The sequence below is a fragment of the Hydrogenophaga pseudoflava NBRC 102511 genome, from assembly GCF_001592285.1.
Taxonomy (GTDB): Bacteria; Pseudomonadota; Gammaproteobacteria; order Burkholderiales; family Burkholderiaceae_C; genus Hydrogenophaga; species Hydrogenophaga pseudoflava.
In genome coordinates this window covers 20,530-45,946 of sequence record NZ_BCWQ01000004.1, presented here as the reverse complement: position 1 = coordinate 45,946, position 25,417 = coordinate 20,530, and the positions used below count along the sequence as shown (strand labels likewise).

The window sequence follows — 25,417 nt, the reverse complement described above, 5'->3', positions numbered from 1 at the left end:
CGCGCTCCCGGTTCGGTTCAATGCTCAGATGTAGCGGTTGAGCAGGTTCTCCAGCAGCTCCTGCCGCCCGGAGACCGGCCGCGTGTCCTGGTTGCGCTCCAGCGCACGCGCAGCCACCTGGTCCAGCCCCAGGCGGCCCGCCATCAGGTCCTGGCCGAAGGGGGTGTTCCAGCCGGCGTAGCGGGCCTCGACATGGCGGGCGAGCTGGCCGTCGAGAACCATCTGCTCGGCGATCAGCAGCGCGCGCGCCGACACGTCCATGCCGCCGATGTGGCCGTGGAACATGTCCTCGGCGTCGATGGACTGGCGCCGCACCTTGGCGTCGAAGTTCAGGCCCCCAGTGGTGAAGCCGCCGGCCTGCAGGATCAGGTAGAGCGCCAGCGCGGTCTCGGGGATGTTGTTGGGGAACTGGTCGGTGTCCCAGCCGCACTGCATGTCGCCGCGGTTCATGTCGATGGAGCCGAAGATGCCGAGATCAATAGCGGTGGCGATCTCGTGCTCGAAGCTGTGGCCCGAGAGCGTGGCGTGGTTGGCCTCGATGTTGACCTTGATCTCCTTCTCCAGCCCGTGGCGCTGCAGGAAGCCGTAGACCGTGGCGGTGTCGAAGTCGTACTGGTGCTTGGACGGCTCGCGCGGCTTGGGCTCGATCAGGATCGTGCCCTTGAAGCCGATCTTGTGCTTGTAGTCCACCACCATGTTCAGGAAGCGGCCCATCTGGTCCAGCTCCTGGCCGACGCGGGTGTTCAGCAGGGTCTCGTAGCCTTCGCGGCCGCCCCAGAGCACGTAGTTCTCGCCGCCGAGTTTCAGCGTGGCGTCCATCGCCTCCTTCACCTGCAACGCGGCCAGCGCGAAGATCTCGGGGTCGGGGTTGGTGGACGCACCCGACATGAAGCGCCGGTGGCTGAACAGGTTGGCCGTGCCCCAGAGCAGCTTCATGCCGGTCTGCGCCTGCTTGGCCTGCAGCACATCCACCATTTCGTGCAGGTGGCTCACGCTCTCGCGCGGCGTGCTGCCCTCGGGCGCCACGTCGCGGTCGTGGAAGCAGTAGTAGGGTGCGCCCAGGCGCGAGAAGAAATCGAACGCAGCGTCGGCCTTCATGCGCGCCGCCGCCATCGGGTCGGCCACGCGCTGCCAGGGGCGCTCGAAGGTGCCGTCGTAGCCGAAGGGGTCGAAGCCGTTCCAGCAGAAGCTGTGCCAGTAGCAGACGGCAAAACGCAGGTGGTCCTCCATGCGCTTGCCCAGCACCAGGCGGTCCTTGTCGTACCACTTGAAGGCCAGCGGGTTGGTCGATTGCGGGCCTTCGTAGGCGATGGCGGGAATGTCGGAGAAGTAGGTGCTCATGGGTGTCTCGGTCTCGGGTGAAGTCGTTCGTTGGAAGTCGTCAGGGCCTGCGGTACAGGCTGCGGAACAGGTCGTGGCGCGGCGCCAGCAGCGCGCGCTCGGCGGGGTCGGGGCGGTAGACGGTGTCGACCGGCGGCGGCAGGCAGACCGAGGCCATCGGCGCGCCCACGGCGAGCGCACCCAGGCGGGCCGCCCCCAGCGCACCGCCAACGGCCGAGCCGCCGTGGGTGACGATGTCGACGTCCAGCGCGCTGGCCAGCATCTGGGCCCAGAAGCCGCTGCGCGCGCCCCCGCCGACCAGCGACAGGCGCGAGACGGTGCTGCCGGCGGCGTGCAGCGCGGCCAGACCGTCCAGCAGGCCAAAGCTCACGCCTTCCATCACCGCGTAGCCCAGGCGCGCGGCGTTGGTGTCGAAGTCCAGGCCGTGGAAGCTGCCACGCACTTTCGCGTCGTTGTGCGGCGTGCGCTCGCCGCTCAGGTAGGGCAGGAACAGCGGGGACGCGGCGCGGTCGCTGGCGCTCAGCCCCGCGGCGCGCGTGGCCACCTCGCCCGCGTTGGCGGCGCCCAGCAGGTGGGACACCCACTGCAGCGCGCTGGCAGCCGAGAGCATCACGCTCATCTGGTGCCAGCGGCCCGGCACCGCGTGGCAGAAGGCGTGCGTGGCGCTGGCCGCGTTGGGCTGGTAGTCGGGCGTCACCACGAACAGCACGCCGCTGGTGCCCAGCGAGAGAAAGCCCTGGCCGGCCTCGACCGCGCCCATGCCCACGGCGCTGGCCGCGTTGTCGCCCGCGCCGCCGGACACCACCGTGTCCGGCCGCAGGCCCAGCGCCTGCGCCACATCGGCCTTGAGCCGGCCGCCGGCCTGGCTGCCTTCGACCAGGCGCGGCATGTGGGCGCGCGTCAGCCCCGTGAGGGCCAGCAGCTCGTCGGACCAGTCGCGCCGCCGCACGTCCAGCCAGAGCGTTCCGCTGGCGTCCGACAGGTCGCTCACGTGTTCGCCGGTCAGCATCAGGCGCACATGGTCCTTGGGCAGCAGCACCTTGCTCACTTGCCGGAACACCTCGGGCTCGTGGCGCGCCACCCAGCGCAGCTTGGGCGCGGTGAAGCCGGGCATGGCCAGGCTGCCGCCCAGGTCGCTGAGCGCCGGCAGCTCGGCCATCATCTCGGCGCACTCGGTCGCGCTGCGGGTGTCGTTCCAGAGGATGGCCGGGCGCAGCACGCGGTCCTGCGCGCCCAGCAGCACCGCGCCGTGCATCTGGCCGGACAGGCCGATGGCCTCGGTCGCGGCGTATTCGGCCGGGTGCGCAGCCCGCAGCGCGGCCAGCGCGGCCTGGGTGGCGGTCCACCAGTCGGCCGGGTCCTGTTCGCTGTGGCCCGGGTGGGGCCGCGACACGCTGAGCGCAGAACCGGCCGAGCCGATGACGCGCTGGTCTGGGCCCAGCAGCAGGGCCTTCACCTCGGAGGTGCCGATGTCGATGCCGATGTACATGTGTGTGAAGCTCAGTGAATGAGGGAGGGGGCGTGCATGGGTCGCAGCTCGTGGTGCAGCACCAGGGCGGCGGCGCCGACGGCCGAGGCCAGCAGACCGTAGCGCGCCGGCCGCACCGGCGGCGGTGCCACGCCCGCGCTGGTGGCGTAGGCGTCGAGCGTGTCGCGCGCGGTGCGCACGATGTCCGGGTGCCGTTCGCAGGACGGTCCGCCGACCACCAGGGCCCCCGGGTTGAAGGTGGTCCAGAGGTTCTGCAGCACCACGCCCAGGAACACGCCGCCACGCGCCGGGTCGGGCAGCTGGCCCAGGGCCCGCGCGCCGAAAAAGGTTTCGGCGCAGCCCCGGCGGCCGCAGGAACAGGCCGGGCCGTCGATCTGCAGGATGCTGTGGCCGATTTCGCCGGCCATGCCCTGCAGGCCGGTGAACAGGCGGTCGTTGAGCACGATGCCGGCGCCCACGCCGACGCCGCAGGTGACGAAGATCAGCGAGTCCTTCGCGTCACCGTCGGTGAACTCGTATTCGCTGAGCGCGGCGGTGTCGGCCTCGTTCTGCACATGCACCGCCACCGGCGGGCAGCCCGCCTCGGCCAGGGCGCGCGTGATCAGCGGCAGGAAGGACACGTTGCGCCAGCCCAGGTTGGGCGCGAAGCGCACGGTGCCGCTGGCTTCGTCGAAGGCGCCGGGCAGGCCGATGCCCACGCCCGAGACCAGCACCGGCCGCGCCGCCAGCGCGGCGTGCGCGCGCACCACCAGCTGCGCCACCTGGCGGCACACCGCCGCCGGCTCGTGCTCGGCCAGCGCTTCTTCGACGGACCACAGCACCTCGCCGGTGAGCGACACGCCCACCACGCGCAGCGACTCGACCGCGATCTCGACGCCGATCATGGCGCGGCGGCTGCCGTCCAGCTGCAGCGGTGTCGACGGCCGGCCCAGGCCATGCGCGGCGGCCGGGCCGGTCTCGGTGACCCAGCCCTCGTCGATCAGCTCGCGCACCAGCAGGCTGACCGTCGACTTGGTCAGGCCGCTCTCCTGCGCGAGCTGGGCGCGTGAAAGGCCGCTGCGCCGCCGCAGCAGCCTCAGCAGCACGCTGCGGTTGATGCGTTTGACAAGTTGCTGGTCGCCGGTGGTTTTCATTCGGTGTGCGGGAGCGCGCAGGCCTCAGAGGCTGTGGGTCTGCGCCTTTCCTTCAGGTTGTTTGCCCGCGATGATCATGCCCAACACCTCGTCCTCGTTGACGTCGGCGGTGCGGTAGGCACCCACCAGGCGGCCGTTCTTCATCACCGCCAGCCGGTCGCTGAGGCCGAACACGTCGGGCATGTCGTGGGTGATCAGGAAGATGCCCACGCCCTCGGCCTTGAGCTGGCGCACCAGGTTGCCGACCATCGCGGTCTCCTCCGGCCCGAGCGCCGCGGTGGGCTCGTCCATGATCAGGATGCGGGCGTTGAAGTAGATCGCGCGCGAGATCGCCACCACCTGGCGCTGCCCGCCCGAGAGGCGGCGCACCGGCGTGCGCACGTTCTTGAAGTTCTTGTTGAGGCGGTGGAACACCTTGCGCGCCTCGGCGTCCATGCGGTGGTCGTCCAGGGTGTTCCAGCGCGTGAGCAGCTCGCGGCCGAGGAACAGGTTGGCCACGGCGTCGAGGTTGTCGGCCAGGGCCAGGGTCTGGTAGATCGACTCGATGCCGCAGCGCTGCGCGTCGACCGGTGTGCGGATGTGGGCCTTCTCGCCGTTGATCCGCACTTCGCCGCTGTCGATCGGGTAGGCCCCGGCCAGCATCTTCATCAGCGTGGACTTGCCGGCGCCGTTGTGACCGAGCAGGGCCACGACCTCGCCCGGGTAGAGGTTCAGGCTCACATCGTCGACCGCGCGCACGCCGCCGAAGGACTTGCCGATCTGGCGCATTTCGACCAGCGGTGCGCTCATGACAGGTCTCCCGTCAGGCGTCGGTAGACGACATCAAAAACAACAGCGGCGATCAGCACCTGGCCGATGATCACGTAACGAAGTCCGATGGAGATGTCCAGCAGCAGCAGGCCGCTGTCGATGCTCTGCATGATCAGCGCGCCCAGCACCGAGCCTAGGATGGAACCGCTGCCGCCGGCCAGCGCCGTGCCGCCGATGACCGCCGCGGCGATCACGTACAGCTCCATGCCGGTGCCCAGCGAGTTGGTGCCGGCGTTCAGCCGCGCGATGGAGACCATGGCGGCGATGGTGATCAGCACACCCAGCAGGGCGAACAGCATCAGCGTGACGCGGCGCACCGGGATGCCCACCAGCGCCGCCGCCTCGGGGTTGCCGCCCATGGCGAACACGTAGCGGCCGAAGCGCGTGCGGTGCACGATGAAGGACAGCACCAGCGCCACGCTGCCCCAGATCAGCACCGGGATCGGCACACCCTGCGGCGCGTCCTTGGTCGGGATCTGGTAGGCGTTCATGGTGGCCACGAAGCCGACCACGATCAGCGCCGGCACCGCCGCCACCAGGGCGTCCAGCCACAGCGGCGGATTGGGCACGTCGTAGGCAGCCTTGGCACGGCGGCGCAGCGCCGTCTGCAGCACCAGCGCCGCCACCAGCACAGCGGCCAGCACCCAGCTGGCCTGCACGCCGATGGCGCCGTCGAAGCCGCCGCCCAGGCGCTGGAAAAAAGCGTCGTTGACCGGCTGCGTCTTGCCGTCGGCCACCAGGAAGGCCGCGCCGCGGAAGGACATCAGCCCGCCCAGCGTGACCACGAAGGAGGGCACGCCCAGCATGGCCGTCAGCGCGCCCTGGTAGAGCGACACCGCGATGGCCACCGCCAGCCCGGCCAGCGAGGCCTCGACCCAGTGCCAGCCGGCGGTGTACATCAGCGTCGCGATCAGCACGCCGACAAAACCCATCACCGAACCCACCGAGAGATCGATGTGGCGCGCCACGATCACCAGCACCACGACCGTGGCGACGATGCCGACGACCGCCGTCTGCTGGGCGATGTTGTAGAGGTTCTCGGGCGAGAGGAACAGGCCGCCCGAGAGGATGTTGAACACGATGGCGGTGGCCACCAGGACAGCCCCCATCAGCACCAGCCGCCAGTCGACGGCCAGTTGTCTCAGCACATTGGGAACAGGACTCACAGACGCACTCCGCCGAAAAAAAGGACCGCGGGCTGAACCCAGCCCGCGGTCCGAGGGCCTCCATCCATCAGGAGAAACGCAAATTCAAATGCCGGGTCATTTGCAGGCGGCCGGACCCTTGGCCATGTCCACGCCCTTGCACAGGTCTTCCTTCTTGATCCAGCCGGCCTTGACCACCAGGTCCAGGTTCTTGGCCGTGATCGGCACCGGCTTGAGGAACTGCGCCTGCAGCGACACCTTCTTCTCGCCGCCGGCCCAGGCCGCGGCGCCCGCGACCTTCTGGCCCTTGGCCAGGGACACGGCGGCAGTGGCGGCGTCGCGGCCGAGGTCACGGGCGTCCTTCCACACCGACACCGTCTGCGTGCCCATGGCCACGCGGTTGAGCGCGGCGTGGTCACCGTCCTGGCCCGACACCGGAATGCCCTTGATGCCTTTGGCGGTCAGCGCCGCGACCACACCACCGGCCGTGCCGTCGTTGGAGGCCACCACGGCGTCGATCTTGCCACCGGTCTTGGTGATGATCTGTTCCATGTTCTTCTGCGCCACTTCCGGCTTCCAGCCGTCGGTGTACTCCTCGCCCACGATCTTGATGTCGCCCTTCTTGATCGCCGCGTCCAGCACCTCCTGCTGGCCGCCGCGCAGGAAGTTGGCGTTCGGGTCGGTGGGCGAGCCCTTGATCATCACGTAGTTGCCCTTGGGCTGGGCCTCGAAGACCGCGCGCGCCTGCATGCGGCCGACCTCGACGTTGTCGAAGGTGATGTAGAACACGCCGGGCGCCTCGATCAGGCGGTCGTAGGCCACCACCGGGATCTTCTGCTGCGCGGCCTTGTTGACGGCGGGCAGGATGGCGTCCTTGTCCATGGCCAGCACGATCAGCACCTTGGCGCCCTTGGCGATCAGCGAATCCACGTCGGACAGCTGCTTCTCGGGTGAGCCGCCCGCGTCGGCGCTGATGTAGCTGGCGCCCAGCTTGGCCAGTTGGTCCTTGATCGCCTTCTCGTCGGTCTTCCAGCGCTCTTCCTGGAAGTTGGACCAGCTCACACCCACCACCTGGGCGAACGCACCGGCGCTGGCCAGACCGAGCGCCAAAGCGGTCAACGTTGTCTTCAGTTTCATCCTTGTCTCCAGTGAACGGCCTGCTTGCGGGCCGCGGTTATTGAACGGATTGTTGGGACTTATCGTGCGCTGGCCCCCTCGCCGGCAGCCATTTAGTACGAACGACAAACTAATTATTTGTCGCCCCGGGTGCCGGCTCCTATTGGGACAAACCCGACATAGTTTGATGATTGAACTTAATAAGATGGGCCATGACCTTCCCACTGACAGCAAGCGCGGGGCGCATTCACTGGCTCGACGACGGCCGCCAGCGCCTGGGCCTGGTGCCCGGCTTCGGCGGCAGCGCCGCCGCGTGGTTCCTGCACCCGCAGGCCGATCCGGACCCGCGCCACCCGGACGTGCCGTTCCACCTCTGGCGCCCCTGGTTTGGCGACCCCGACCCGTTCAGCGTGGCCTCGCTGCCCCTGGTGCCCTGGTCCAACCGCATCAGCGGCGGCGGTTTCGAGCAGGACGGCGTGTTCCACCCGCTGGCGCCCAACCGCGCCGGAGAAGCCTGCCCCATCCACGGCGAGGGCTGGCTGCGGGCCTGGGACGTCATCGCCCACGACGAGCGGCAGATCGAGCTGCGGCTGGACTCGCGCCACTTCATGGGCAGCCCGTACGACTACATCGCCACGCAGCGCTATCAGCTGCTGCCCGACGGCATCGAACAGACCCTGTCGGTGACCCACCAGGGCGTTGCGCCCCTGCCCTTCGGCCTCGGGCAGCACCCCTGGCTGCTGCGCACGCCGGGCACCCGGGTGCAGGCCCGGGTGGGTGGTGTCTGGCTCAGCCACCCCGACCGCCTGCCCCGGGCGCACACGCCCGTTCCGCCAGACTGGGACCTGAGCGCCGGCATCGATGCCCACGGGTCGCTGATCGACAACGCCTTCACCGGCTGGGACGGCCTGGCCCGCATCGAATGGCCGGAAAGCGGCTGGGCCCTGACCGTGGAAGACACCGCCGCGACCGGCGACGGCTGCCTGCTGCTGTTCCGGCCCGAGGCCGGGCCGAGCTTCTGCGTGGAACCGGTCAGCCACCCGGTCGACGCGGTGCACCTGCCGGGCCGGCCCGGGCTGCAGCAGCTCGGGCCGGGTGGGTCGATGACCCAGTGCCTCCGGTGGCGTTTCCACCGGATCGGCGGGCCTGCGCTCAGCGCATCATCGCTTCGAGCTTGATGGTGTCGGCCACGAAGGCGCGGATGCCTTCGGCCAGCTTCTCGGTGGCCATCGCGTCCTCGTTCAGCGCGAAACGGAAGGCGGCCTCGTCGTACTGCACGAACGGGATGTCCATGGCCTGGGCCGCGGCAGCGTCCAGGGCCTTGGCCAGCGGCGCCTCGCTGGCCTGCAGCTGCGCCAGCAGGTCGGGGCTGATGGTCAGCAGGTCGCAGCCGGCCAGCGCGGTGATCTGGCCCACGTTGCGGAAGCTCGCGCCCATCACCTCGGTGGCGATGCCGTGCTTCTTGTAGAAGTTGTAGATCGCGCGCACCGACTGCACGCCCGGGTCGTTGGCGCCGGCCATCGCGGCCTCGTCCCACTTCGCGCCGGCCTGCTTCTTGTACCAGTCGTAGATGCGGCCGACGAACGGGGAGATCAGCTGCACCTTGGCCTGGCCACAGGCCACCGCCTGGCAGAAGGAGAACAGCAGCGTGAGGTTGGTGTGGATACCGTCGCGCTCCAGCCGCGCCGCGGCCTGGATGCCCTCCCAGGTCGAGGCGATCTTGATCAGGATGCGGTCCACGTGCACGCCCTCGCCCTGGTAGAGGTCGATGATGCGGCGCGCGCGCGTCACGGTGGCCTCGGTGTCGAAGCTCAGTCGGGCGTCCACTTCGGTGGACACGCGGCCGGGCACATGCTTGAGGATCTCGATGCCGAAGCGCACCAGCAGGCGGTTCATCACCTCGTCCGCTCCATGCTGCCCGTACTTCGCCACGGTTTCCTGCAGCAGGTGCGCGTACTCGGGTTTCTGCACGGCCTTGAGGATCAGCGACGGGTTGGTCGTCGCGTCGCGCGGTGAATAGGCGGCGATCTGGTTGAAGTCACCGGTATCGGCGACCACGGTGGTGAGCTGCTTGAGGGCATCGAGCTGGTTCATCGGTCTCTCTCAGGGTTGTCGAGGTTTCACAGAAAGATGTAACTGGGTTACCATTTTCGCATGCTTGACCGAATCAGAGCCTCCATGCCCTCACTGGCGCCCGCGGAACAGCGCGTGGGCAAACTCGTGCTGCTCGACCCGCGCAGCTTCGCCAGCCTGCCCGTGTCCGAACTGGCCGACCGCGCCCATGTGAGCAAGCCGACTGTGGTGCGCTTCTGCCGCAGCATGGGCTACGACGGCCTGTCCGACTTCAAGCTGAAGCTGGCCGGCACCGTGAGCGAAGGCGTGCCCTTCATTCATCGCAGCGTCGACGTGGACGACAAGGTCAGCGACGTGCTGGTCAAGGTGATCGACAACACGGTCGCGGCCTTCCTCAAGTACCGCAACGACGCCTCGACGCACTCGATCGAGAAGGCGGTCGACGCGCTGCTGACCACCTACAAGAACAAGGGCCGCATCGAGTTCTACGGCGCCGGCAATTCCGGCATCGTGGCGCAGGACGCGCAGCACAAGTTCTTCCGCCTGGGCATCAACGCCATCGCCTACAGCGACGGCCACATGCAGGTGATGAGCGCCTCGCTGCTGGGCCCGGGCGACTGCCTGGTGATCGTCTCCAACTCGGGCCGCACGCGCGACCTGATGGACGCGGCCGACATCGCGCGCAAGCACGGCGCCACGGTCATCACCGTCACCGCCAGCGGCTCGCCCCTGGCCACCGCCGGCCACATCCACCTGGCCGCCGACCACCCCGAGGGCTACGACCGCTACAGCCCCATGACCTCGCGCCTGATGCACCTGATGGTGATCGACGTGGTCGCCACCTGTCTGGCGCTGCGCATCGGCGGCAACAAGCTGCAGCCGTTGCTCAAGGAAATGAAGAACAACCTGCGCAGCAAGCGCTACGCCTGAGCCCAGCCCGTCAGGGTGCCGGCTTGTGCGACTTCAGCTCCGTCAAGGTGCTGGTGTTCAGGCTGCTGTTGCGGTAGTCCTTGTAGTCGGACTTGACCGCGCGCCCAATGGAAGGTGCGAACCAGATGGTCTGGGACACGCGGATTGCACCTTGCCAGTTGACTCCATTGATCCAGCCGTTCGACTCGATGCGAAAGGCATCGAACTCTCCACCGGGCGTCGCGACTTTCTCCTGCGCCACCACCTTGACTTCCAGTTCGGAGCGGGAGCGGCTTCCTGTCAGTCCCACCGCCTCAGAGCGGGTCCTCCAGGAATCGCCCACCTTCAAGGGAAACCGGTAGATTTCGATGGCCGGCTCGAACTTGGTTCCGGAAGCGCCTGAGACCAGCGGATTCAGATCGAGGTTGGTCACACCTTCGAGCTCCGGAGGATTGCGGTCCGGACGAACATGCTTCGTCTTGATCTGCCCTCCCTCCACCGAGGTGACCGTGACCGTCTCTTCCGACTGCTTGTTGTCGCTGCGGTTGTTGACCATGTAAACCGAGACATCGCCCACTTTGACCGAGGGCCTGGCGTTGCCGTCCGCCTGCGCCAGAACCACCACGGGCCAGGCCAGGAATCCAAACAGAAGATGTCTCAGCAGCATGGGACCTCCTGATCAAGAACGCGTGGCCCACTGTAGGACAAAGCCCCCGGCGGCTCAAGCCCTAGCCTGAAATCCGCCCCTCTTCCACCGCGTGGCAGGCCACACGGGCACCACCGAAGTCCAGCAGCACCGGCCGCTCGACCCGGCAGCGCTCGTTCGCATGCGGACAGCGCGGGTTGAACGCGCAACCGGCCGGCGGGTCCAGCGGATTCGGCACCTCGCCCTGCACCGGCGTGCGCGCCCGGCCGGTGTCGTGGATCTTCGGGATCGCGTCCAGCAGCATGCGCGTGTACGGATGCCGCGGGCTGTCGAACAGCGTGTGCTTGTCGGCCAGTTCCACCAGCCGCCCGAGGTACATCACCCCCACCTGGTCGCTCACATGCCGCACCACCGCCAGGTTGTGGCTGATGAACAGGTAGGTCAGGCCCTGCTGCCGCTGCAGGTCCTTCATGATGTTGAGCACCTGCGCCTGCACGCTCACGTCCAGCGCCGAGGTCGGCTCGTCGCAGACCAGGAACTCCGGGTGCGTGGCCAGCGCTCGCGCGATGGAAATGCGCTGGCGCTGGCCACCCGAGAACTGGTGCGGGAACTTGGCCGCGTCCAGCGGCGAAAGGCCCACCGACTGCAGCAGCTCGCCCACCCGCTCGCGCAATTCGCCGCCCCCCGAGAGCAGACCATGCTCAACCAGCGGTTCGGCCACGATGTCCTGCACCCGCCAGCGCGGGTTCAGGCTGGCATACGGGTCCTGGAAGATCATCTGGATGCGGCGGCGCAGCTGGCGCCCCTGCGGCGTCCTGAACGCCGCGTGCGCGTCCTGTCCGTCGAACTGGAAGCCCCCGCGCGTCGGCGCGTACAGGCCCACCAGCAGGCGGGCGACGGTGCTCTTGCCGCAGCCCGATTCGCCCACCAGCGCCAGCGTCTGGCCGCGCTGGATGTCGAAGCTCACCCCGTCCACCGCGCGCAGCAGCTGGCGCGGGCGCCGCTCCAGCACGCGGTTGAGCCAGGGTGCCGAGACATCGAAGGTCTTGGCCAGGTCGGTGGCGCGCACCAGAGCTTGTGCAGAAGTGGCATTGCTCAAGAAGCGCCTCCCGTGGCATCGGCATGCAGCCAGCAGGCGGCCCGAGTCGTCCCGGCCGGCATCAGCTCGGGCCGCTGCGCGTGGCAGCGGTCGAACGCGCGGTCGCAGCGCGGATGGAAGGCACAGCCCGCCGGAATGGCATTGAGCCGCGGCATGGCGCCGTCGATCTGGTGCAGGCGCTCGCGGTCCTGGGTCATGTCGGGAATGCAGGCCATCAGGCCCGCGGTGTAGGGGTGGGCCGGCCGGTGGATCACGTCGTGCACCGGTCCGATCTCCGCGATGCGGCCGGCGTACATCACGGCCACCCGGTCGCAGGTCTCGGCGATCACGCCCATGTCGTGCGTGATCAGCATCACCGCCGCACCGCGCTCGCGGCAGATGCGTTTGAGCAGGGTGATGATCTGCGCCTGGATCGACACGTCCAGCGCAGTCGTCGGTTCGTCGGCCACGATGAGCTTGGGCTCGGCGGCCAGCGCGAGCGCAATCACGACCCGCTGGCGCATGCCGCCGGAAAACTGGTGCGGGTGGTGGTCGATGCGCTGCTCGGCGGCCGGGATGCCGGTGTCGCGCAACAGCTGGATCGCCCGCTCGCGCGCCTCGGCCTGGCTCACCGGCAGGTGGGTGCGGATGGTTTCGGTCAGCTGGCGACCCACGGTGTACAGCGGGTTCAGCGAGGTCAGCGGGTCCTGGAAGATCGCGCCGATCTGCCGCCCGCGCACCTTGCGCAACTCGGCAAAGGGCAGGTTGTTGATGCGGCGCCCCTCCAGCAACACCTCGCCGCCCGCGATGCGCCCAGGCGGTTCCAGCAAGCCGATGATGGACGCGCCCGTGAGCGACTTGCCCGCACCCGATTCGCCCACCACGCCCAGGATCTCGCCGGGCGCGATGTCGAAGGACACGTCGTCGAGTGCCCGCAGCGTGCCGCGGCGACCCGGGAACTCGACGACCAGGTTCTTGACTTGCAGCAGGCTCATCGCAATTTGGGGTTGAGGGCGTCGCGCAGCCAGTCGCCCAGCAGGTTCACCGAGAGCGCGATCAGCACCAGCATGGCGCCGGGGAACACGGTGATCCACCACTCGCCCGAGAACAGGTAGTCGTTGCCGACCCGGATCAGCGTGCCCAGAGAGGGCGCGGTGATGGGTGCGCCGACGCCGAGGAAGGACAGCGTGGCCTCGATGATGATGGCGGTTGCCACCTGGATGGTCGCCAACACCAGCACCGGCCCCATCACATTGGGCAGCACGTGCCGGCGCATGATGCGCAGCGGCGGCACGCCCGTGACCCGCGCGGCCTGCACGTACTCCTTGTTGCGCTCGACCAGGGTGGAACCTCGCACCGTGCGCGCGTACTGCACCCAGCCGGTGAGCGTGATGGCCAGCACCAGCACACCGAACGCGAGCTCGTCCTGCGAGTTGGGAAACAGCGCGCGGCCCACGCCTGCGATCAGCAGCGCCACCAGGATCGGCGGGAACGAGAGCATCACGTCGCACAGGCGCATCAGGAAGGCGTCCACCCAGCCCCCCAGAAAACCGGCCAGCAGGCCCAGCACCACCCCGATCAGCACCGACAGCGCGACCGAGGTCAGTCCCACCGCCAGCGAGATGCGCGCGCCGTACATCAGCGCGGACAGGATGTCGCGCCCCTGGTCCTCCGTGCCCAGCAGGAAGGCGGGATTGCCGCCCTCCATCCAGGCCGGCGGCAGGCGCGCGTTGCTCAGCTCCAGCGTCGCCAGGTCGAACGGGTTGTGCGGCGCCACCCAGGGGGCGAACGCCGCACAGAACACGCAGGCGAAGGCGATCAGCGCCGCCACCATGGCGGTGGGCGACGAGCGGAAACTGTGGCCGACGTCGCCGTCGAGCCAGCGTCGAAGGGCGGCGATCAAGGCTCAGCCGATCACTTCACCGACATGAAGCGAAACGGCATGAAGTTGTCCGCCAGCTGGACCAGCTGCACGTTGCTGGCCACGCCCCAGGCCAGGGCCTGCTGGTGCAGTGGCAGATGGCCGACATCGTCGGCGTGCAGCTTGAAGGCCTCCTTGATCATCGCGTCGCGCTTGGGCTTGTCGGTCTCCGACTGGATCTTCAACGTCAGCTCGTCCACCTTCGGGTTGCAGTAGGAGCCAAGGTTGAACTGGCCACTGCCCTTGTCGTCGACGCAGCGCATCAGCGCGTTCAGCGCGTTGTGCGAGTCGTAGGTGCCCGGCGTCCAGCCCAGCAGATAGAAGCTGGTGTCGCGCTTGAGGATCTTGGGGAAGTAGGTGCCCTTGGTCTCGGCCTGCAGGTTCACCTTCACGCCGATCTTCGCGAGGTTCGCGGCCACCGCCTGGCAGATGTCGCCGTCGTTCACATAGCGGTCGTTCGGGCAGTTCATGCCCACCTCGAAGCCGTTGGGGTAGCCGGCGTCGGCCAGCAGCTTCCTGGCGGCGTCGGGGTCGTAGGGCAGGCGGGTGTTCATCGCGGCGTCAAAGCCGTTGATGCCGGGGCCGACCATCAGCGCCGTGGGCTTGGAGGCGCCCCGCATCACGACACGCTGGATGGTGTTGATGTCGATGGCCTGGTAGAAGGCCTGGCGCACGCGCTTGTCCTTGAACGGGTTCTTGCCCTTCACGCTGGAGTACAGCAGCTCGTCGCGCTTCTGGTCCATGCCGAGGAAGATGGTGCGCAGCTCCGGCCCCTGCAGCACCTTGGACTTGCCGCTGGCGTTGATGCGCGCCACGTCCTGCAGCGGCACCGGCTCGATCACGTCCACCTGCCCGGACAGCAGGGCGGCCACGCGGGTGGCGTCGTTGCCGATCGGCGTGTACTCCACGTTCACCACGTTGCCTTCGATCTTGCCCCAGTAGCTGCCGTTGCGGACGAAGCTGGTCTTGACGTTGGGCTGGCGCTCGCGCAGGCGGTACGGACCGGTGCCGTTGGAGCGGAAGGAGGCCGCGTTCTCGATGCCCTTGCGCCGGTCCACCGGCCGGGTGGCCTGGTTCTCCTCGGCCCACGGCTTGCTCATGATGTAGACCAGCGCCAGCAGGTCGGGCAGGATGGGGAACGGCGTCTTCGTCTCGATCTCGATCGCGGAATCGCCCACCTTGCGCACTTGCTTGAAGTCGTTGGTGTAGCTCTGCATGTCCGAGCCTTCGCCCGCTGCGCGGGCAAAGGAGAACAGCACATCGTCGGCCGTGAACGGCTTGCCGTCATGGAACTTGACGCCCTTGCGCAGTTCGAAGCGCCACACCGTCGGCGAGGTCTGCTTCCAGCTGGTGGCCAGCGCCGGCACCAGCCTGAGGTCCTTGTCGCGGGCCACGAGCCCTTCGTAGACATTGCCCGTGACGCTCAGTTGCAGGGACTCGTTGAGCGAGTGCGGGTCCATCGACAAGGCGTCGCCCTGGTTGCCAATGCGCACCGTCTGCGCCACCGCCGTGCCCGCGATGGCGGCCAGAGCGATGGAGGTGATCAGCGAATGCTTGAAGTTCATGGTTTCTCCTGGTCGGTTGGATGAAAGCTCAGGGGGACTCTTCGGACAGGGGCATGCCCTGTTCGATCAGGCTGGCGTGCAGGGCCGCACCCAGCGGCAGCACCTCGTCGTTGAAATCGTAGCGGCTGTTGTGCAGGAAGCAGCTGCCCTCCCCGCCCTGCCCCAGCCGCAGGTAGGCGCCCGGTTTGACCTGCAGCATGAAGGAGAAGTCCTCGGCGCCCATGCTCGGGTCCATTTCCGCGTCCACGTGCTCATCACCCACCAGATCGCGCGCCACGCGGGTGGCGAACCGGGCCTCGTCGGGCGTATTGATGGTGGCGGGATAGATGCGCTCGTAGCGGACATGCGCCGAAGCGCCCAGACCCAGCGCCACCCCGGAACACACCTCGTTCAGCCGCCGCTCGACCAGCGACTGGATCTCGGGGCTGAAGGTGCGGACCGTGCCGACCATCGTCGCCTTTCCCGGCACCACGCTGAAGGCCCCGGGATCTCCTGCCTGCATGGAGCACAGGCTGATGACCGCGTTGTCGATGGCCCTCACGTTGCGCGAGACGATGCTCTGCACGGCCGTGATGATGTGGGCCGACACCAGCACCGGGTCCACCGTGAGGTAGGGGTGGGCACCGTGGCCGCCCTTGCCGGTGACCTCGATGGTGATGCGGTCGGCCGCGGCCATCATCGGCCCCGGATTCACGCCGACCGTGCCAGGCCGCATCTGCGGCCAGTTGTGCATGGCGTAGACCGACTGCACCGGGAAGCGCTCGAACAGGCCGTCCTCGATCATGGCCTTGGCGCCGGCGAAGCCTTCTTCGCCCGGCTGGAAGATCAGGACCGCCGTGCCGTTGAAGCGCCGGGTCTCGGCCAGGTAGCGCGCTGCACCGATCAGCATGGCGGTGTGCCCGTCGTGCCCGCAGCCGTGCATCAAGCCCGCCCGGGTCGACTTCCAGGCGAAATCGTTGAGTTCGGTCATCGGCAACGCGTCCATGTCGGCGCGCAATCCGATCATCCGACCGCTGTCCCGGCGGCTTCCGTGGATCAGCGCTACCACGCCGGTCTTGCCGATCTGTGTGTGGATCTCGTCCACGCCGCAGATCTTGAGGGACTCGACCACCCGCCGGGCGGTGTAGTGCTCCTCGAAACCGAGTTCCGGGTGGGCGTGCAGCTCGCGGCGCAGCGCCGTCAGTTCAGGGTGCAGGGCCGCGATGTGGGCGAACGCGCGGCCATGGGCACGGATGCGGGAGGTGTGGGGGATCATCAGTGGGCTCCGGCCCTTTCAATGCGCAAACGGGGATCGACTGCGAAATAGAGCAGGTCGACCACCAGGTTGATCACGACAAAGATCAATGCAATCAGACAGAGATAGGCCGCCATCACGGGGACGTCGGCGAAGGTCACGGCCTGGATGAACAGCAACCCCATGCCCGGCCACTGGAACACCGTTTCGGTGATGATGGCAAAGGCAATCAGCCCCCCGAGCTGCAGGCCGGTGATGGTCATCACGGGCACCAGCGTGTTCTTCAACGCGTGGCCGAAGTGCACCGCCCGGTTGGTCAGTCCGCGGGCACGGGCGAACTTGATGTAGTCGGTGCGCAGCACCTCCAGCATCTCCGCCCGGACCAGCCGCATGATCAGCGTGAGCTGGAAGATCGCCAGGGTCAGTGCCGGCAGGACGATGTGGTGCCATCCTTTGGCGGTGAGCAGCCCGCTGCTCCACCATCCGAGCTGGACCACATCACCGCGGCCAAAGCTCGGAAACCAGCCCAGGTTCACAGCGAACACCAGGATCAGCAGGATGCCGATCAGGAACGTTGGCAGGGACACCCCGAGCAGCGAGACGGTCATGAGCAGCTGGCTCACAAAGGTGCCGCGCTTCAGGGCCGCATACACACCCATCGGGATGCCCAGAAGCAAGGCGAGCACGGCGGCCACCATCGCCAGTTCCACCGTGGCAGGCAGGCGCTCGGCGATCAGGCGCGAGACCTTGGCCCCCTGGCGCAGGCTGATGCCAAATTCACCCCGCGCCGCGTTGACCAGAAAGTGCCAGAACTGCACCACCACGGGCTGGTCCAGCCCGAGATCGGCGCGGAGGTTCCTGATCTGCTCCGGCGTGGCGTCCTGGCCCAGCAGAAACACCACCGGATCACCCACGTACTGAAACAGCATGAAGGCGATGAACGCCACGCTGACCATGACGAGCACCGCCTGGGCCATGCGTCGTAAAACAAATGCAAGCATGAATGACGATCTGAGACGCTCGGCTGGGACATTGGCCGCACCCACAAAGGGCAGCCGCAGAACGCACGGAGACTTTGCAATAACTGTTCCAGCCACCCAAGCGTGCTAACCCTATGGAGCGCCTGAGCAGGATGCCACAAGACTCAGCGAGCGGTGAGGGTCATGCGGCCATACCAGGCACGCAAGCTGGACTGGGTGTTGTCGGTGTCGGTCATGATGGCAACCGCCCGCAAAGGTCCAGGCTCCTCTCCGAAGGCCCGGAAAAAATCTGCTCGGATGTTTCTTTGATAGTCCCGCCAGTGGCCCACCTGCTGCGCACCGCTCTCCACCACCACCTTGCGGATACGGTCAGTTCGTGCGTTGACGATGACCGTCTCTGGGGCATCGTGGTTCGCCCAGACGTACATCAGCGTGGCATAGGGCAACTCTTCCCCCGTCAGCAGACGACTCATTTCGGACATGCGGTGGTTGCGCCCCGTCCACTTGCTGCGGTCGCCTTCGAACGACAGCAGAATCCGGACAGGCGCATCGTCCTTGCCCGCCTCGCCCAGGCGCGCCTTGTCGGGGAGACCATCGACCTTCCATGAAAACGCAATCCGGTCGACCTCGGGCAACGCTTTGTCGAAGCGCTTGCGCAGAATGCTGACAGAACCGTCGGCACTCACCGACAGCGCTGCGCTCCCTGCTTGCCCGGCCACCTCAAAAGCGGCAAAACGCTTCCCCGGTAACAGAAAGGGCTGCCAGGCATCTCCACCGGGCGGGGTTTTCAGCAGCTCATCGACAGTGGCCCGCCACTCGGCCTGCTGATGCAATCCCACATCAGGCTTTAACCCGCCGGTAGAAGCTTCGCCCGTCTCTTCGAGCTGTGGCGCCTTCGCAGCGCAGGCAGCAAGCACCAAGGCAGTCGCGGCCGGCAATGCCCTGATCAGCATGTTTTTCACTAAGCCGCCCATCCATACCCCGCAGACGTTGATTCTTGCGACAAAAAGTAGCTAGTTTGCAGTCTATCGTTTCTGACCTGCGCGTACCCCTCTCTGGGGAAGTCAAAAACCAGGGCATTCGATACATTTTTCGCCGTGGATCCGCCAATGCGCCCACGTTCACCGCTGTCACTTTCACTTTTCAGGAGGAACCCATGTACAAAAAGCTGTTGTCCCTATTCATCGCGGCGTTCACAGCCACATCGTTCGCAGCCGTGGACGTCAACACCGCCAATCCTGCCGATTTGGACAGCATCAAGGGCATCGGCCCAGGCACCTCGACCAAGATTCTCGAAGTCCGCAAGAACGGCAAGTTCAAGGACTGGGCGGACTTGATCGAACGCATGCCTGGCATCGGTGAGAAACGCGCAGCCAAGCTGTCCGCAGAAGGTCTCACGGTGAACGGCGAGGCCTTCAAACCCGTCGCAGCAACCGACAAATCCGTCAAGCCCGGAACGACGCCTGCGTCCACTTCCAAGCAATAAACAACCGAGAACAAAAAAAGCCACTTGGCAATGCCAAGTGGCTTTTCAACTTTCGGAATCAAGCGGCCGAGGCCGCCGTCATCAGAAGGTGTGCTTCAGGCCAAAGCCGTAGCGAGTGTCGGGACCGGTGTTCTTCGTGTCCAGGAAACCGCCGTAAACGGTGGTGCGCTTGGACAGCGAGTAGGCAACGCCCAGACCCAGGCCGGACAGGCGCTCAGCACCGTCGGTCTTGGAGGAAGCGTAACCAGCAGACAGCACCAGATTGGCACCCAGCGGCACGTCGGCGCCGAAGGACAGGTCGGTGGTCTTGACGCTACCGGCCTTCACGTTGCCGTAGCCAGCCAGCAGCTTGGCAGCGCCCAGATCATAGGAGCCGTTCACGCGGGTGAACTTGGTGTCGCCAGCGGCGGTCTTGTCCACTTGGTAAGCGACGCCAGCGTACACCGGGCCACCTTCGTACTTGACGTGGAAAGCGTTGGACTGGTTGTCCGAACCTTCCTTCAGGTTGGTGCTGAAAGCACCGCTGACGCCGCCCATTGCCGGCGTAGCGTAGTAAATACCGTTGGACGGATTGGCAGCGTAGCCAACGCTGGCCCACACAGAGTTGTTGGGCGACAGAACGGAGTCGAACACCGGGTTGGTGGCGCCAGAGATGTCGTCATAGGCGGTCCAGATGCGGCCCAGCTTGAACTCACCGAAGCCACCGGACAGGCCAACATAGGCTTGACGGTTGAACGAAGAACCTTCTTCGCCTTGCTTGCCGGTGTCGATCTTGAAGCCGTGCTCCAGCAGGAAGTTGGCCTTCAGGCCACCACCCAGGTCTTCCGTGCCCTTGAAGCCCAGACGGCTACCGCTCACACCACCCGAGGTCAGAGCAGCGGACGCATCCTTGTCCTTGTGCAGCACAGCGTCGGCAATGCCGTAAACGCTGACGGAGGACTGGGCCTGGGCCACACCGGCCACCGAACCCAGAACGGCGAGAGCAATCAGAGATTTCTTCATATCAACATCCTTTAATGCTGGGCTTTACAGCCCGGTTGAGAAACTGACACTTCATGGTAGCGCGAGCCATCCCGCACTTCGAGGGAAAACCCGTAAAAAGATAGCATGCCGTTGGATTTTGGCGACACGCCGACATCCCCATACCAAAGGTCGCGGGTAAGAGCAAAAAAAGCCTGTCTTGTTCCCAAGACAGGCTTTGATTCTCCTTACATCAACCGGCTTTCGCCGGCAGACGATCAGAAATTGTGGTGCAGAGTGAAGTCGGCGCCGCCCACGTTCTTGCCGGTGGCGGTCTTGGCCTTGCTGTCACGACCGTAGGTGAATTCCAGCGCGGTGCGCTTGCTCAGAGGGTAGTAGTAACCCAGGCCAACCTTCTGGTTGGTGGTGGTATCGGTGGTTTTGTTCTTGGCTTGAGCAACACCGACCAGCACCTTGCCAGGACCTGCAGGGATCGTGGCACCGAACAGCAGGCCTTCGGTCTTCACGCCAGCGGCGGTCTTCTTGTTGCCCAGGCCGAACGCCAACTTGGCAACGCCCAGATCATAAGTGGCATAGGCGTTGGTCACATCGCTGCCAGCATCCTTGTCGGCACCGACGCCCACGTCCAGAGGACCATTGGCGTATCCGACGGCAAAGCTGTTGTGTGCCTTGGCTGCGCCTTCCTTCAGACCGGTCGACACGGCGACGTTCACACCACTGAAGCTGCCACTGTAGTGGATGATGTTGGCGGTACGGACGTGGGTCGTCTGCATACCGATGCCACGCAGTGCGCCAGCGCCGTCACCACCGAAGGGGTCGGGCTTGTTGTTGGCGCCCAGGAAGTTCGCGCTGTAGTAGCGGCCCAGACGGATTTCACCGAAGGAACCGGCCAGACCAACCGTGGACATACCGTTCCAGAAAGTCGACGAAGCGGGAGTCACGACACCGGTCGTGGGATTGGTGCCACCCGGGCTGTAAGTTGCATCCATGCCCGTATCGGGGCTGAAACGGTGCTCAATCTGGAACTTGGCTTGCAGACCGCCGCCGAGGTCTTCAGCACCGCGGAAACCCAGACGCGAGCCGTGGATGTTGGTCATCTTCAGCGAATCGCCGTTCATCTTCTGCAGACCGGCTTCCACCTTGCCGTAAATCGTCACGGAGGACTGAGCGAATGCAACGCCGGTGGCAGCCACAGCGGCCAGAGCAATCAGGGTCTTTTTCATTGAGGGTATCTCCAAGGTTGATGAATGGGCCGGCGGTCTGAGCCTCCGAGCCAACCTCCGTTACTGGAAGTGTCTTCATTGCACCAGAAGGGCTCGGGGGGTGCAAAGCTTTCAGGGGTGTTTGTCGTTCATGGACAACAAGGAAAAGCCCTTCCTCGGGTGACTACCTAGAACAATAGTAATCATCGCCTTTAATGCATCGAGCGACAATCAATTTGCCATTTTTCATGACTGCCAAATCCATGGACTCTCTTCTGGTTGCTGCCGACACTGCTTTGCGAACCCTTTTTGCCAGGCCGCGCGCGACTCGACCTTGCAACACTGTGGCTGAATCTCCGCACACCCACCTGAGTGCGGAGGACAAGGCGACATCTGGTGCGCTGATGCGCGTGAATCACGTCGGCGAGGTCTGCGCCCAAGCGCTTTACACCGCTCAGGCCATGGCTGCGCGCAGCAGCACCCATCCGCAACGAGAACGGCTGGCGCAACAGCTGGAAGCAGCAGGACGGGAGGAGACCGACCACCTGGCCTGGACCCGGGACCGACTGGATGAACTGGACGCCCACCCGTCTATCCTCAACCCTCTGTGGTATGCAGGAGCGTTCGGAATCGGTCTGCTCGCTGGGCGGATGGGGCCCGGCGTCAGCCTTGGGTTTGTGGTCGAAACCGAGCGGCAGGTCGAGGATCACCTGGCCTCTCACATGGACCGGCTGCCCATCTCGGACCACGCATCAAGAGCCATCGTGGCCCAGATGCAGGCCGATGAAGCCAGGCATGCCCGGGAAGCACAGCATGCAGGCGCCATGGAACTTCCCTTGCCTGTCAAGCTGCTCATGAAGACTGCAGCGAAGGTGATGACCACCGTGGCTCACCGGATCTGAGCCCAAAGAGAGGGTAGTCAGGCTTCCAGCAGATCGAAGCTGGTGCTGATCTCCGCTGTCTTGCCCAACATGATGCTGGCAGAGCAGTACTTCTCGTGACTCATCGCGATGGCACGTTCCACGGCAGCGGGAGGAATCGCCCGACCGGTCACAGTGAAATGCATGTGGATTCGCGTGAACACCTTCGGATCGGTCGGCGCGCGCTCGGACGTGAGCTTCACACTGCAGCCCCGCACATCATGGCGGCCGCGCTTGAGGATCAGTACCACATCGTAGGCCGTGCACCCACCCGTACCGGCCAGTACGGTTTCCATGGGCCTGGGCGCCAGATTCGCGCCCCCGTTTTCCGGCTTGGCCGCATCCGGGGCGCCGTCCATGGCCAAAATGTGACCACTGCCTGTTTCAGCGACAAATCCCATGTGGGAGCGGGTACCGGCGGCGCCGGTCCAGGTCACGGTGCATTCCATATCTGTGTCGGTTGTGAAAAATCTGACAGTTCGAGAGTCAGCTCCCTAAAAGGTAGCAAAAACACTTTCAACCGTGTTGCGCCGCAGCATTTCTCGATACAATGGCGGCATTGTATTGAAGGTTGTCTCCTCTGCCCTCTACGGGTGGATTCAAACCCGGACCGGTTCCACCAGTCCGGGTTTTTTTTCGCGACCTCGGCTCGCTATCATCGTTGGACAGGACAAACAATGACCACACGATCCAACAGAAAGAGGGCCGCGGCACCGGCGCCTCGCACCAGCGCCCCGCTCAGTCCGTCGGACTACCTCACCAGAATCCTGAATGCGCGCGTCTACGACGTCGCAGTGGAGTCTGCACTGGAACCGGCCCGCAACCTCAGTCGCCGCCTTCACAACAAGGTGCTCCTCAAGCGCGAGGACCAACAGCCGGTATTCAGTTTCAAGCTGAGAGGCGCCTACAACAAGATGGCGCATCTGACTCCCGACCAACTTCGCAAGGGCGTGATCTGCGCTTCGGCCGGCAACCACGCGCAAGGCGTTGCCCTGGGCGCCCACAAGCTGGGCACTCGAGCCGTGATCGTCATGCCCACCACCACACCCCAGGTGAAGGTGGATGCAGTCCGCTCCTTTGGCGGAGAGGTGGTGCTCCACGGCGACAGCTATTCCGATGCCTACGGACATGCGGTTCACATCCAAAAGAAGGAAGGGCTTACGTTCGTTCACCCTTTTGACGATCCGGACGTGATCGCGGGACAGGGCACGATCGCCATGGAAATCCTGCGCCAGTTGCAAAGCCTCGGATCGGACCATCTGGACGCGGTGTTCGTTGCCATTGGCGGAGGAGGTCTGATCTCCGGCGTGGCCAACTACATCAAGGCCGTGCGCCCCGAGATCAAGGTGATCGGCGTTCAGACGGTCGACTCGGACGCCATGCTGAAGTCCGTCCAGGCGGGAGAGCGGGTCACCCTGGGAGACGTCGGCCTCTTTGCAGACGGCACCGCGGTCAAGCTGGTGGGGGAAGAAACCTTCCGGATTGCCAGCGGTCTTGTGGACGAGTTCGTGGTGGTGGACACCGACGCGGTCTGCGCGGCCATCAAGGACGTCTTCGTGGACACCCGCAGCATCGTCGAGCCGTCGGGCGCCATGGCCGTGGCGGCCATGAAGCAGTACGTGGCGAAGCACAAGACCAAGGGCGAGACCTACGCCGCCATCCTGTGCGGTGCCAACATGAACTTCGACCGCCTGCGTTTTGTCGCCGAGCGGGCGGAAGTCGGCGAAGAGCGCGAGGCGCTGTTCGCAGTCACCATTCCTGAAGAGCGAGGCAGCTTCAAGCGCTTCCTCGAGTCGTTCGACTCACTGCCCGGAGGCCCGCGCAACATCACCGAGTTCAACTACCGCATTGGTGACGCGAAGGTTGCCCATGTGTTTGTTGGTCTCACCACGCAGGGGCCTGGCGAGTCGACCAAGATCGCCAGCAACTTCCGCAAACGGGGTTTCGAGTCGCTGGACCTCACGCACGACGACCTGGCCAAGGAACACATCCGGCACATGGTGGGCGGCCACTCGCCACTGGCCCAGGATGAACGCCTGCTGCGCTTCGTGTTTCCGGAGCGACCCGGCGCGCTGCTGAAGTTCCTGAGTCTGATGCGTCCAAGCTGGAACATCAGTCTGTTCCACTACCGCAACCAGGGTGCCGACTACGGCCGAATCCTGGTCGGGCTGCAGGTGCCGCCCAAGGACGACAAGGCGTTTGCAAAGTTTCTGGGAACCCTGGGCTACCCCCACGTGGAAGAAACCCACAACCCGGTGTATCGACTGTTCCTCAAAAGCTGAGCAAGCCCATGAATCAACGGCCCAGGTCCCTTCCTGACCTGTCGACGGACAGGGATGACCGGGCATTGCCACCATGGCCTGAGGTGTCACCGACGGCGAACGCCCAACTCGGCCTGATGGTGCAGAACCGTCTGCGCGGCACCCATGGAGAGGAGCCGCCTCTTGGGCGTCTTGAGGGATTGGCCATGCAGTTGGCCCGCATCCAGCACCCCTCAGGGCACGGATTGGAGGAACTTCGGTTCGAGTCTCCCCAGCTGGTGGTATTTGCTTCCGACCACGGCATCGCGGATGAGGGTGTGTCCAAATCGCCGCAGGACCTGACCCACCAAAGCGCCTGCGAGCTGCTCGCGGGCAAGAGCCCTGCCAGTGCGCTGGCCGGGCACCATGGCTTCGATGTGACCCTCGTGGACGCCGGTGTCGCCCACCATATTCAGCTGCCCGAGGGCACCGAGACCGCCGCCACCCTCCTTCGGCGCAAGATAGGCTACGGCACACGCAACGCGGCGCTAGCGCCGGCCATGTCGCAGGCACAGGCGCGCTCTGCCATCCAGGCAGGCATGGATGTGGTGCGGCACCTGCCCGGCAATGTGCTGGCGCTGGGCAGCATCGGCGTTGCGGGTGAGGCCTCGGCGGCCTTGCTGTTGTCCCGCCTCTGCGGGGTTCCTCTGTCCGATGCCTGCGGCAAGGACCAGGAAGCAGACGAGGTGTTCGGGCAGCGCAAGCTGGAGCGGCTGTTCGTTGCCGCCAGCAGGCACCGCCGCGCCACCTCGGCGCAGGTGGCTCTGGCCGCCATGGGAGGTTTCGAGATCGCCATGCTGTGCGGCGCGATGATCCAGGCCGCCAGCGAGCGACGGGTGGTGCTGGTCGACGGCTTCGTGGCCGGAACCGCCGCGCTGGTGGCCCGCGCCCTGGTCCCGGCCGTGGCCGACTATCTGGTGTATGCCCACCGCGCGGCCGAGCCAGGGCACCGGCTCCTGCTGATCCACCTCCAGGCCAACCCGCTGCTGGACATGGAGCTTCGCAGCGCAGAAGGCGTCGGGGCCCTGCTGGCCTGGCCGCTGCTGCAAGCGGCACAGCAACTGCTCCAGCGTTGACCCGCGGCCCAG

At 65.9% G+C, this 25,417-nt stretch carries 24 protein-coding genes; 6 read left to right on the top strand and 18 right to left on the bottom strand.

The window, feature by feature from the left end; translation table 11 throughout:
- Positions 1–24 precede the first annotated feature (24 nt).
- From xylA to xylF, 6 genes are all read right to left on the bottom strand, one after another.
- On the bottom strand, positions 25–1,341 hold the full coding sequence (xylA, locus tag HPS01S_RS06430) for a xylose isomerase (protein WP_066152726.1): 1,317 nt from the start codon (positions 1,339–1,341) through the stop codon (positions 25–27).
- 40 nt (positions 1,342–1,381) lie between these two features.
- Entirely contained in the window at positions 1,382–2,830 is a 1,449-nt protein-coding gene (gene xylB / locus HPS01S_RS06425; protein WP_066152723.1) for a xylulokinase, read from the bottom strand.
- An 11-nt stretch (positions 2,831–2,841) separates the two neighbouring features.
- On the bottom strand, positions 2,842–3,963 hold the full coding sequence (locus HPS01S_RS06420; RefSeq protein ID WP_066152719.1) for an ROK family transcriptional regulator: 1,122 nt from the start codon (positions 3,961–3,963) through the stop codon (positions 2,842–2,844).
- Between the two features lie 24 nt (positions 3,964–3,987).
- Positions 3,988–4,752, bottom strand: coding sequence for an ATP-binding cassette domain-containing protein (locus HPS01S_RS06415; protein ID WP_066152716.1), 765 nt, complete (start codon positions 4,750–4,752; stop codon positions 3,988–3,990).
- Positions 4,749–5,882, bottom strand: a complete 1,134-nt coding sequence (locus HPS01S_RS06410; protein WP_066153400.1) for a sugar ABC transporter permease — start codon at positions 5,880–5,882, stop codon at positions 4,749–4,751. The genes HPS01S_RS06415 and HPS01S_RS06410 overlap by 4 nt, the downstream gene beginning before the upstream one ends.
- Positions 5,883–6,035: 153 nt before the next feature.
- A complete protein-coding gene (xylF, locus tag HPS01S_RS06405; RefSeq protein WP_066152713.1) occupies positions 6,036–7,055 on the bottom strand; it encodes a D-xylose ABC transporter substrate-binding protein in 1,020 nt (339 codons plus the stop codon).
- Positions 7,056–7,246: 191 nt separating this feature from the next.
- Between xylF and HPS01S_RS06400 the strand changes: the two genes are divergently transcribed.
- A complete protein-coding gene (locus tag HPS01S_RS06400; RefSeq protein WP_157576123.1) occupies positions 7,247–8,212 on the top strand; it encodes an aldose 1-epimerase in 966 nt (321 codons plus the stop codon).
- Here HPS01S_RS06400 and tal read toward each other — a convergent pair.
- Positions 8,187–9,128 carry a transaldolase gene (tal, locus tag HPS01S_RS06395; protein WP_066152710.1) on the bottom strand — a complete coding sequence of 314 codons (942 nt, stop codon included), beginning with the start codon at positions 9,126–9,128 and terminating at the stop codon, positions 8,187–8,189. The two genes, HPS01S_RS06400 and tal, sit on opposite strands and share 26 nt — an antisense overlap.
- 60 nt (positions 9,129–9,188) lie before the next feature.
- On the opposite strand from tal, the gene HPS01S_RS06390 reads away from it, so the two are divergent.
- Positions 9,189–10,037 carry a MurR/RpiR family transcriptional regulator gene (locus tag HPS01S_RS06390; protein WP_066152707.1) on the top strand — a complete coding sequence of 283 codons (849 nt, stop codon included), beginning with the start codon at positions 9,189–9,191 and terminating at the stop codon, positions 10,035–10,037.
- A gap of 10 nt (positions 10,038–10,047) precedes the next feature.
- Here HPS01S_RS06390 and HPS01S_RS06385 read toward each other — a convergent pair whose 3' ends face one another.
- The 8 genes from HPS01S_RS06385 to HPS01S_RS06350 form a co-directional block, all read right to left on the bottom strand.
- Positions 10,048–10,683, bottom strand: a complete 636-nt coding sequence (locus HPS01S_RS06385; protein ID WP_066152704.1) for a hypothetical protein — start codon at positions 10,681–10,683, stop codon at positions 10,048–10,050.
- A gap of 61 nt (positions 10,684–10,744) precedes the next feature.
- On the bottom strand, positions 10,745–11,761 hold the full coding sequence (locus HPS01S_RS06380) for an ABC transporter ATP-binding protein (protein ID WP_066152700.1): 1,017 nt from the start codon (positions 11,759–11,761) through the stop codon (positions 10,745–10,747).
- Positions 11,758–12,735 carry an ABC transporter ATP-binding protein gene (locus tag HPS01S_RS06375; protein WP_066152697.1) on the bottom strand — a complete coding sequence of 326 codons (978 nt, stop codon included), beginning with the start codon at positions 12,733–12,735 and terminating at the stop codon, positions 11,758–11,760. Before HPS01S_RS06375 ends, HPS01S_RS06380 begins: the two co-directional genes overlap by 4 nt.
- Positions 12,732–13,640, bottom strand: coding sequence for an ABC transporter permease (locus HPS01S_RS06370; protein WP_084397145.1), 909 nt, complete (start codon positions 13,638–13,640; stop codon positions 12,732–12,734). The genes HPS01S_RS06375 and HPS01S_RS06370 overlap by 4 nt, the downstream gene beginning before the upstream one ends.
- 14 nt (positions 13,641–13,654) lie before the next feature.
- Positions 13,655–15,226 (bottom strand): ABC transporter substrate-binding protein, encoded by a 1,572-nt coding sequence (locus HPS01S_RS06365; RefSeq protein WP_066152691.1) that lies wholly within the window; start codon positions 15,224–15,226, stop codon positions 13,655–13,657.
- A gap of 28 nt (positions 15,227–15,254) precedes the next feature.
- Positions 15,255–16,481, bottom strand: coding sequence for a M20 aminoacylase family protein (locus HPS01S_RS06360; protein WP_066152687.1), 1,227 nt, complete (start codon positions 16,479–16,481; stop codon positions 15,255–15,257).
- Positions 16,481–17,461, bottom strand: coding sequence for an ABC transporter permease (locus HPS01S_RS06355; RefSeq protein ID WP_066152684.1), 981 nt, complete (start codon positions 17,459–17,461; stop codon positions 16,481–16,483). The genes HPS01S_RS06360 and HPS01S_RS06355 overlap by 1 nt, the downstream gene beginning before the upstream one ends.
- Positions 17,462–17,604: 143 nt before the next feature.
- Positions 17,605–18,393, bottom strand: a complete 789-nt coding sequence (locus HPS01S_RS06350; protein ID WP_084397143.1) for a DUF3047 domain-containing protein — start codon at positions 18,391–18,393, stop codon at positions 17,605–17,607.
- Positions 18,394–18,596: 203 nt separating this feature from the next.
- Between HPS01S_RS06350 and HPS01S_RS06345 the strand changes: the two genes are divergently transcribed.
- Positions 18,597–18,926 carry a ComEA family DNA-binding protein gene (locus HPS01S_RS06345; protein ID WP_066152681.1) on the top strand — a complete coding sequence of 110 codons (330 nt, stop codon included), beginning with the start codon at positions 18,597–18,599 and terminating at the stop codon, positions 18,924–18,926.
- An 81-nt stretch (positions 18,927–19,007) separates the two neighbouring features.
- Here the strand turns inward: HPS01S_RS06345 and HPS01S_RS06340 are convergent, their stop codons facing one another.
- Positions 19,008–19,928 carry a porin gene (locus HPS01S_RS06340; protein ID WP_066152678.1) on the bottom strand — a complete coding sequence of 307 codons (921 nt, stop codon included), beginning with the start codon at positions 19,926–19,928 and terminating at the stop codon, positions 19,008–19,010.
- 236 nt (positions 19,929–20,164) lie between these two features.
- Positions 20,165–21,130, bottom strand: coding sequence for a porin (locus HPS01S_RS06335; RefSeq protein ID WP_066152675.1), 966 nt, complete (start codon positions 21,128–21,130; stop codon positions 20,165–20,167).
- A gap of 227 nt (positions 21,131–21,357) precedes the next feature.
- On the opposite strand from HPS01S_RS06335, the gene coq7 reads away from it, so the two are divergent.
- Positions 21,358–22,011 carry a 2-polyprenyl-3-methyl-6-methoxy-1,4-benzoquinone monooxygenase gene (gene coq7 / locus HPS01S_RS06330; protein ID WP_066152671.1) on the top strand — a complete coding sequence of 218 codons (654 nt, stop codon included), beginning with the start codon at positions 21,358–21,360 and terminating at the stop codon, positions 22,009–22,011.
- 17 nt (positions 22,012–22,028) lie between these two features.
- On the opposite strand, the gene HPS01S_RS06325 is transcribed toward coq7, so the two are convergent.
- Positions 22,029–22,478: an OsmC family protein gene (locus HPS01S_RS06325; protein ID WP_066152668.1), complete on the bottom strand. Its 450-nt coding sequence runs from the start codon at positions 22,476–22,478 to the stop codon at positions 22,029–22,031.
- A gap of 228 nt (positions 22,479–22,706) precedes the next feature.
- Between HPS01S_RS06325 and ilvA the strand changes: the two genes are divergently transcribed.
- Complete coding sequence (gene ilvA, locus HPS01S_RS06320) at positions 22,707–24,311, top strand: threonine ammonia-lyase, biosynthetic (protein ID WP_066152665.1); 1,605 nt, start codon at positions 22,707–22,709, stop codon at positions 24,309–24,311.
- Positions 24,312–24,394: 83 nt separating this feature from the next.
- Positions 24,395–25,405, top strand: a complete 1,011-nt coding sequence (locus tag HPS01S_RS06315) for a nicotinate-nucleotide--dimethylbenzimidazole phosphoribosyltransferase (protein WP_503826367.1) — start codon at positions 24,395–24,397, stop codon at positions 25,403–25,405.
- Positions 25,406–25,417 lie beyond the last annotated feature (12 nt).

What these genes read in the sequence shown, in the direction of transcription:
- xylA (WP_066152726.1), bottom strand. Translation starts at nt 1,341, where the DNA reads ATGAGCACCTACTTCTCCGACATTCCCGCCATCGCCTACGAAGGCCCG.
- xylB (WP_066152723.1), bottom strand. Translation starts at nt 2,830, where the DNA reads ATGTACATCGGCATCGACATCGGCACCTCCGAGGTGAAGGCCCTGCTG.
- HPS01S_RS06420 (WP_066152719.1), bottom strand. Translation starts at nt 3,963, where the DNA reads ATGAAAACCACCGGCGACCAGCAACTTGTCAAACGCATCAACCGCAGC.
- HPS01S_RS06415 (WP_066152716.1), bottom strand. Translation starts at nt 4,752, where the DNA reads ATGAGCGCACCGCTGGTCGAAATGCGCCAGATCGGCAAGTCCTTCGGC.
- HPS01S_RS06410 (WP_066153400.1), bottom strand. Translation starts at nt 5,882, where the DNA reads ATGGGGGCTGTCCTGGTGGCCACCGCCATCGTGTTCAACATCCTCTCG.
- xylF (WP_066152713.1), bottom strand. Translation starts at nt 7,055, where the DNA reads ATGAAACTGAAGACAACGTTGACCGCTTTGGCGCTCGGTCTGGCCAGC.
- HPS01S_RS06400 (WP_157576123.1), top strand. Translation starts at nt 7,247, where the DNA reads ATGACCTTCCCACTGACAGCAAGCGCGGGGCGCATTCACTGGCTCGAC.
- tal (WP_066152710.1), bottom strand. Translation starts at nt 9,128, where the DNA reads ATGAACCAGCTCGATGCCCTCAAGCAGCTCACCACCGTGGTCGCCGAT.
- HPS01S_RS06390 (WP_066152707.1), top strand. Translation starts at nt 9,189, where the DNA reads ATGCTTGACCGAATCAGAGCCTCCATGCCCTCACTGGCGCCCGCGGAA.
- HPS01S_RS06385 (WP_066152704.1), bottom strand. Translation starts at nt 10,683, where the DNA reads ATGCTGCTGAGACATCTTCTGTTTGGATTCCTGGCCTGGCCCGTGGTG.
- HPS01S_RS06375 (WP_066152697.1), bottom strand. Translation starts at nt 12,735, where the DNA reads ATGAGCCTGCTGCAAGTCAAGAACCTGGTCGTCGAGTTCCCGGGTCGC.
- HPS01S_RS06365 (WP_066152691.1), bottom strand. Translation starts at nt 15,226, where the DNA reads ATGAACTTCAAGCATTCGCTGATCACCTCCATCGCTCTGGCCGCCATC.
- HPS01S_RS06360 (WP_066152687.1), bottom strand. Translation starts at nt 16,481, where the DNA reads ATGATCCCCCACACCTCCCGCATCCGTGCCCATGGCCGCGCGTTCGCC.
- HPS01S_RS06355 (WP_066152684.1), bottom strand. Translation starts at nt 17,461, where the DNA reads ATGCTTGCATTTGTTTTACGACGCATGGCCCAGGCGGTGCTCGTCATG.
- HPS01S_RS06350 (WP_084397143.1), bottom strand. Translation starts at nt 18,393, where the DNA reads ATGCTGATCAGGGCATTGCCGGCCGCGACTGCCTTGGTGCTTGCTGCC.
- HPS01S_RS06345 (WP_066152681.1), top strand. Translation starts at nt 18,597, where the DNA reads ATGTACAAAAAGCTGTTGTCCCTATTCATCGCGGCGTTCACAGCCACA.
- HPS01S_RS06340 (WP_066152678.1), bottom strand. Translation starts at nt 19,928, where the DNA reads ATGAAGAAATCTCTGATTGCTCTCGCCGTTCTGGGTTCGGTGGCCGGT.
- HPS01S_RS06335 (WP_066152675.1), bottom strand. Translation starts at nt 21,130, where the DNA reads ATGAAAAAGACCCTGATTGCTCTGGCCGCTGTGGCTGCCACCGGCGTT.
- coq7 (WP_066152671.1), top strand. Translation starts at nt 21,358, where the DNA reads ATGACTGCCAAATCCATGGACTCTCTTCTGGTTGCTGCCGACACTGCT.
- HPS01S_RS06325 (WP_066152668.1), bottom strand. Translation starts at nt 22,478, where the DNA reads ATGGAATGCACCGTGACCTGGACCGGCGCCGCCGGTACCCGCTCCCAC.
- ilvA (WP_066152665.1), top strand. Translation starts at nt 22,707, where the DNA reads ATGACCACACGATCCAACAGAAAGAGGGCCGCGGCACCGGCGCCTCGC.